The organism is Cognatishimia sp. (assembly GCF_964229375.1).
GTDB lineage: Bacteria > Pseudomonadota > Alphaproteobacteria > Rhodobacterales > Rhodobacteraceae > Cognatishimia.
This window is the reverse complement of sequence record NZ_CAXREH010000232.1, coordinates 1-6298: the sequence shown is the minus strand read 5'-3', so window position 1 is coordinate 6298 and position 6298 is coordinate 1. Positions and strand designations below refer to the sequence as shown.

Annotated in this window: 8 protein-coding genes; all 8 read left to right on the top strand. The window is 56.6% G+C overall.

From position 1 onward, the window contains the following. Positions 1-223: 223 nt before the first annotated feature. On the top strand, positions 224-586 hold the full coding sequence (secG, locus tag ACEQWH_RS16235) for a preprotein translocase subunit SecG (RefSeq protein ID WP_370232597.1): 363 nt from the start codon (positions 224-226) through the stop codon (positions 584-586). A 206-nt stretch (positions 587-792) separates the two neighbouring features. Further along, positions 793-2436 (top strand): CTP synthase, encoded by a 1644-nt coding sequence (locus ACEQWH_RS16230; RefSeq protein ID WP_370232596.1) that lies wholly within the window; start codon positions 793-795, stop codon positions 2434-2436. Between the two features lie 111 nt (positions 2437-2547). Beyond that, complete coding sequence (locus tag ACEQWH_RS16225) at positions 2548-3033, top strand: N-acetyltransferase family protein (RefSeq protein WP_370232594.1); 486 nt, start codon at positions 2548-2550, stop codon at positions 3031-3033. 111 nt (positions 3034-3144) lie between these two features. Then, positions 3145-3564, top strand: coding sequence for a TerB family tellurite resistance protein (locus ACEQWH_RS16220; RefSeq protein WP_370232592.1), 420 nt, complete (start codon positions 3145-3147; stop codon positions 3562-3564). Between the two features lie 45 nt (positions 3565-3609). Further along, a complete protein-coding gene (locus ACEQWH_RS16215; protein WP_370232591.1) occupies positions 3610-4044 on the top strand; it encodes a TerB family tellurite resistance protein in 435 nt (144 codons plus the stop codon). After that, positions 4041-4781, top strand: coding sequence for a phosphate/phosphite/phosphonate ABC transporter substrate-binding protein (locus tag ACEQWH_RS16210; protein WP_370232589.1), 741 nt, complete (start codon positions 4041-4043; stop codon positions 4779-4781). Before ACEQWH_RS16215 ends, ACEQWH_RS16210 begins: the two co-directional genes overlap by 4 nt. Positions 4782-4837: 56 nt before the next feature. Then, the gene (locus ACEQWH_RS16205; protein WP_370232587.1) at positions 4838-5518 is read left to right on the top strand and encodes a type 1 glutamine amidotransferase; all 681 of its coding nucleotides are present in this window, start codon (positions 4838-4840) and stop codon (positions 5516-5518) included. A gap of 109 nt (positions 5519-5627) precedes the next feature. After that, positions 5628-6298, top strand: a 671-nt coding sequence (locus ACEQWH_RS16200) for a DegT/DnrJ/EryC1/StrS family aminotransferase (RefSeq protein WP_370232585.1), incomplete at its 3' end; no start/stop codon positions are given.

Genomic DNA, 6298 nt, shown 5'->3' with positions numbered 1-6298 from the left:
GCGCGCAATCGACCGTTGATGCGCTGGTGACTTTACGACAGCAATACTTGCAATAATCCCAAAGGCGCCCCTGCAACTTTCGCCATTCACACCAAAGCCACGCGCAATTCCCTCACAAATTCGCGCAATTGGTCTGAGCAGCCTTGCTAGCCCCTTGCCTCGCCCCCAAAAACTGCATAGATAGCCCGCTGTAATCGCAATACGCAGCCACGCAAAGGCCACCATGGAAAACGTTGTCCTCATCATCCACCTTCTTCTGGCGCTTGGCCTGATCGGCATCGTTCTGATGCAACGTAGCGAAGGTGGAGGCCTGGGTATCGGCGGCGGTGGCGGTGGTGCCGTTGCGGGACGTTCCGCAGCGACAGCATTGGGCAAAATCACCTGGATCCTGGCCATTGCGTTTATCTGCACATCGATTGCTCTGACCATTCTGGCGGCACGCAACGCGGCAGGCACTTCGGTGGTTGACCAGCTTGGTGTCGAGGTTCCAGCCTCTGAGGCCACCGTGCCAACAGCGCCTGCGTCTGACAGCTTGCTGCCTCCGGCAGAAGGCGACGACGCGCCACTGGTTCCAATCGCGGAATAATCTGAGGGCCCTTTTGGGGCCTACCTACCAATACTTGAGGTCCAATAGGATGCCGCAACTGTATCTTGCGGTCATCTTGCCAAGGTATTGCGAATCCTTTATACGTGAACACCCGTGATACATCGGCAGAATCGCTGCCGAGGGTGTTCATTTTGAATACAAGCCGCGCCCAAAGCGCGCATCAACTCACGGGGGTCGCCAACTCTATGGCACGTTTCATCTTTATCACAGGCGGCGTTGTGTCTTCACTTGGCAAAGGCCTTGCGTCAGCTGCGTTGGGCTCTTTGTTGCAGGCCCGTGGCTATACTGTGCGCTTGCGAAAGTTGGACCCCTATCTGAACGTTGACCCCGGCACCATGAGCCCGTTTGAACACGGTGAGGTCTTTGTCACCGATGACGGCGCAGAAACCGATCTGGACCTTGGCCACTATGAGCGCTTCACCGGAGTTCCGGCGCGCATGACCGACTCTGTGTCGTCAGGCCGAATTTATTCGAACGTTTTGGAAAAAGAGCGCCGTGGAGATTATCTTGGCAAAACCATCCAGGTTGTGCCGCATGTCACCAACGCCATCAAAGAGTTCATCTCGATCGGCGAAGACGAAGTCGATTTCATGCTGTGTGAAATCGGCGGTACTGTCGGCGACATCGAAGGCCTGCCCTTCTTTGAAGCGATCCGCCAGTTCAGTCACGACAAACCCCGCGGCGAATGCATCTTTATGCACCTGACGCTGCTGCCATATCTGGCGGCCTCTGGCGAACTCAAGACGAAACCGACCCAGCACTCGGTCAAAGAACTGCAATCCATCGGGATCGCACCTGACGTGCTGGTCTGCCGCTCTGAACAGCCCATTCCTGAAAAGGAACGCGAAAAGATCGCCCTGTTCTGTAACGTACGCAAAGAAGCAGTCGTTGCGGCCTATGATCTGAAATCCATCTATGAGGCACCGCTGGCCTATCACCGCGAAGGTCTGGATCAGGCGGTTCTGGATGCCTTCAACATCGCCCCTGCCCCCAAGCCCAATCTTGATCGCTGGAATGACGTCTATGACCGCATCCACAACACAGATGGTGAAGTGAATGTCGCAATCGTCGGCAAATACACCCAGCTTGAGGACGCCTATAAATCCATCAAAGAGGCCCTGATCCACGGCGGCATGCACAACCGTGTCAAAGTCAACGTGAACTGGGTCGACGCAGAGATTTTCGACAAAGGAGACGCCGCCCCGCATCTGGAAGGCTATGACGCGATCCTGGTTCCCGGCGGCTTTGGCGAGCGCGGCACCGAAGGCAAAATCAAAGCCGCCCAATTCGCGCGCGAACATAAGGTGCCCTATCTTGGCATCTGTCTGGGCATGCAGATGGCGGTCATTGAGGCCGCACGCAATACGGCGGGCGTCGATGGCGCAGGCTCTGAGGAATTTGACCACGAGGCGGGCGAGAAACGCTTTGAGCCGGTCGTCTATCACCTGAAAGAATGGGTGCAGGGCAACGCAAAAGTCACCCGCAAGGCCGATGACGACAAAGGCGGGACCATGCGTCTTGGCGCCTATAACGCGTCGCTGGCCGAAGGCTCTAAAGTGGCCGAGGTCTATGGCACGACGGCAATCGATGAACGTCACCGCCACCGCTATGAGGTCGACATCAAATACCGTGAACAGCTTGAAGCGGCGGGTTTGAAATTCACTGGCATGAGCCCCGACGGGCGGCTGCCTGAGATTGTCGAATGGGACGATCACCCATGGTTCATTGGCGTTCAGTTCCACCCGGAACTGAAATCAAAACCCTTTGATCCGCACCCTCTGTTCCGCGAGTTTGTGAAAGCCGCGATCGACAATTCCCGTCTGGTCTAGCCCCTTTTGCAAAAGCCATTTGGCACAATTTCGCGCAGCTGATTTCGTGAAACGCCTGACCTCGTGCTAGCCTTTCCTTGCGCGGTCCCCGACTGACGCAAGGGAGGCTTTATGTCATTGCTCACAATTCGCCGGGCGCGTGTGTCCGACGCTAAGTCGCTTGCGGCCATTGGCCACCAAGCCTGGCAACGTGGAATTGCCGCGCATCTTCCGGCCAATGCCCGAGACAAAATCGGCCCGCAAGTCTTTGAAGACTTTGCAAATTCATTCCCGGATGAAATCCTGATCGCCGAAGATGAAGACGGCATTCTGGGCTTTGCGGCCACCGAAAACGGCGACAATCACGTCACCGATTTATGGGTCGCCCCAGACAATCAAGGCAAGGGGATCGGCTCGCAACTGATGAAACGCATGGAGGTCCGCGCCCGCGAACGCGGCTTTGATTGCGTCGAACTCGAAGTGCTGACCTCCAACACCCGCGCCCTAAGCCTCTATAAATACCTGGGTTACCGTGTCACCAAACGCGGCATGAAAATGGACCGTGTCCTCGAGCTGCCGCTGCATAAAACCAAACTCAAGAAGTCTTTGTTCTTCTAGTTTTTCTCTTGCCAAAAATATCCACGCGCAGCTTTGCTGCGCTTCCATCGCGCGCCGCTATTGCACCCATTGGCAACTCGCCCGATAGTGCCAGAAAACAGGGAAAATACTATGTGGGACGACTTCATCGCACGGCTGCGCGGAAAACCTAAATCGCAACCTCTTCCGGAACCGGATGAAAAACTCGCGCTTGGGGCGCTTTTGGTGCGCGTGGCAAAGTCTGACAGCTTTTATCACGTCAACGAAATCATCGAAATCGACCATATCCTTGGCCAAAGCTTTGCCCTGTCTTCCGTTGAGGCCGCGAAACTGCGGGCCACGTCCGAAAAGCTGGAGTCCCATGCACCTGACACAACAGAATTTGCTGCCCTGATCCGGGACACGGTGGACTACGAACACCGTCTGGTCATCGTGCAACAGCTTTGGACGGTCATTCTGGCAGACGGTCGCGATCTGCCCGAAGAGCACACCGCCCTTCACGAAATCGAAAGCCATCTTGGGATCAATCCCGCCGACAGCCCTGCACGTTAACAAGGCGACCTTGACGCCCATACAAAAAGACCCAATCTAGCCCCTATGTTTGCTGAATTCCTAAAGCGTCTGACCGCCCCCGATCCCGAGCCCCTAACTGACGGCGACGCGCGCCTTGCGCTGACCGCGCTGCTGGTGCGCATTGCGCGCGCCGATGGCGACTATTCCCAAGCGGAAATAGACCGGATCGACCGCATAACCGCGGCCCGATACAGCCTGTCGCCCTTTGAGGCCACTGCCCTGCGCAGCGAAGCAGAGACATTGGAAACCGAGGCCCCCGACACCGTGCGTTTCACCCGAGCCATCAAAGATGCCGTGCCCTTTGACGGGCGCATCGCCGTCATTGAAAGCCTCTGGCAAGTGGTGCTGGCCGATGGTGCGCGCGACGCAGAAGAAGACTCGCTCGTACGTCTGGCAGCCAATCTGTTGGGGATCAACGACCGCGACAGCGCTCTGGCGCGCCAAAGGGTGACTGAATGATTGCCGCATTGGGCATGTATGACCGCGCGGAAACCGCAGCGGCCAATGATGCCCTCTGGCAGGAAATCAAACATCACCTTGGATATGGGCCAGACGCGCTGACCCGCGACATGGACTTCTGGGAGATCTGGCAGTCAGCAGACCTGCTGCTTGCCCAGACCTGCGGCCTACCCTATCGCGCCCGACTGCATGACAAAGTCGCGTTAGTCGGCACGCCGATCTATGACATCCCAGAGTGTCCTGACGGGCATTACTATTCGGTTCTGGTGGCTCATCGGGAAAACCTCCGCGATCTGGTGCAGTATGACGGGGCCAGATTTGCCTATAACGAGGCGCTCAGCCAATCGGGCTGGGCAGCCCCCATGTCGCATCTGACGGATGCAGGCATCAAGCCAGGTGCTTTGATCGAAACCGGCGCACATCTCAGATCAGCGCAGTCCGTCGCCAGCGGGGATGCGGATCTTGCAGGGCTGGACGTTGTGACATGGCAGCTGATCCAGACCTATGACGCGTTCGCACGTGACCTTGTTGTCGTCGCCCAAACCAAACCAACGCCGGTGTTGCCGTTCATCACAGCACAGGGCCGCGATGCAGAAGCCGTTTTCGCAGCTGTACAGACCGCCATTATGTCACTGCCTCAGCACCACAAGTCCACGCTGTTTCTGAAAGGCATCACGCGGATTGCGAAATCAGACTATCTGGCGCAACCAATCCCTGCCCCTCCGGAAAGCTTTTGACGCGGTCTGACCAGCGCGTTAACCAGCCGAAACCACGACTCACAGGATAAATTGCGATGAAGATCGGTCTCCTTATTTGCGGTGCTATGTCCAAGGCTTCGGTTGCGGCCCATGGCGATTACACCGACCTCTACAAAGAGCTGTTAGGGGGCCAGGGGTTTGAATTTGAATCCTGGAATGTCTTTGAAGGCGATCTGCCAGACACGGCAGAGGCGGCCGACGGATGGCTTGTCAGCGGATCAAAACACGGCGCCTATGACGCATTGCCTTGGATCGCGCCGCTTGAAGAGTTTATCCGCGACTGTGTTGACGCCGCGCGACCCATCGTTGGGATCTGTTTTGGTCACCAGATCATCGCCCAAGCGCTTGGCGGCACTGTCGAAAAATACTCTGGCGGCTGGAACGTTGGGCGCAAAACCTATGATTTTGCAGGCCTCGATCTGGCGATGATGGCGTGGCATCAGGATCAGGTCACCGCGATTCCCGAGGGCGTGCATGTTCTGGCCAGCAACGAAACATGCCAATATGCAGCCCTGCTCTATGGCGACCGAGCCCTGACGCTGCAACCTCACCCGGAATTTGACGCGGAATCGGTGGAAATTCTGGCCGACGTAAACGCTGGTAATGTTCCGCAAGACATCTTGGATGCGGTCACCGAGGATCTGAACGAGCCGATTGCAAGCGAAGTTATCGCCGATCAGATATCGGATTTTTATCGCCTGCCCCGCAGCGCGTGACCCACCTGCAATAACCCAAAGAAATTGCGCTCGACTCCGAGATAAATCTCGTATTCGCACGCCCACTGTTTTATTCTTTTCAAAGGTTAAATTAAGAAAAGTGAAAACTATGGGCATTCCTGACGTCTATTCCTCTGAACCGATCCCAGAGTCGGTACGCCCGGAAATCGAACGCCTGCTGCAATCAGCTGATCTGTTTCGCTACACCGCAGCAGAAGACGCGCCTGTCGCCCTGCTAGAGCAGGAATTCGCGGAGATGCTGGGCAGCAAATATGCCCTCGCGGTCTCGTCCTGCTCGGCCGCATTGTTCTTGTCCTTAAAGGCGCTTGGCCTGCCGAAGAACGCCCGTGTGTTGATCCCCGGGTTCACCTTTGCCGCGGTTCCTTCGTCGGTAGTGCACGCAGACTATCAGCCGGTTCTGTGTGAGGTTGGCGAGAACTATCGCATTGATATTGCTGACTTTGAAAGCAAACTGGACGATGTTGACGCGGTCATCATCAGCCACATGCGCGGCCATACCTCGGATATGGACGCGATCATGGCCCTGTGTGACGCCAAGTCGATCCCTGTTGTCGAAGACGCCGCGCATTCCTTGGGCACCACATGGCATGGCCGCAACATTGGCACCATCGGCAAAGTGGGGTGCTTTTCGTTCCAATCCTATAAACTGCTGAACGCCGGCGAAGGTGGGATTATGGTGACCGACGATGCCGATCTGGTGGCACGTGCGGTGATCATGTCAGGCGCCTACGAGCACAATTGGCGCAAGCATAAGTCCCG

Coding starts and splice junctions, on each gene's coding strand:
- secG (WP_370232597.1), top strand. CDS start 224: ATGGAAAACGTTGTCCTCATCATCCACCTTCTTCTGGCGCTTGGCCTG.
- ACEQWH_RS16225 (WP_370232594.1), top strand. CDS start 2,548: ATGTCATTGCTCACAATTCGCCGGGCGCGTGTGTCCGACGCTAAGTCG.
- ACEQWH_RS16220 (WP_370232592.1), top strand. CDS start 3,145: ATGTGGGACGACTTCATCGCACGGCTGCGCGGAAAACCTAAATCGCAA.
- ACEQWH_RS16210 (WP_370232589.1), top strand. CDS start 4,041: ATGATTGCCGCATTGGGCATGTATGACCGCGCGGAAACCGCAGCGGCC.
- ACEQWH_RS16215 (WP_370232591.1), top strand. CDS start 3,610: ATGTTTGCTGAATTCCTAAAGCGTCTGACCGCCCCCGATCCCGAGCCC.
- ACEQWH_RS16205 (WP_370232587.1), top strand. CDS start 4,838: ATGAAGATCGGTCTCCTTATTTGCGGTGCTATGTCCAAGGCTTCGGTT.
- ACEQWH_RS16230 (WP_370232596.1), top strand. CDS start 793: ATGGCACGTTTCATCTTTATCACAGGCGGCGTTGTGTCTTCACTTGGC.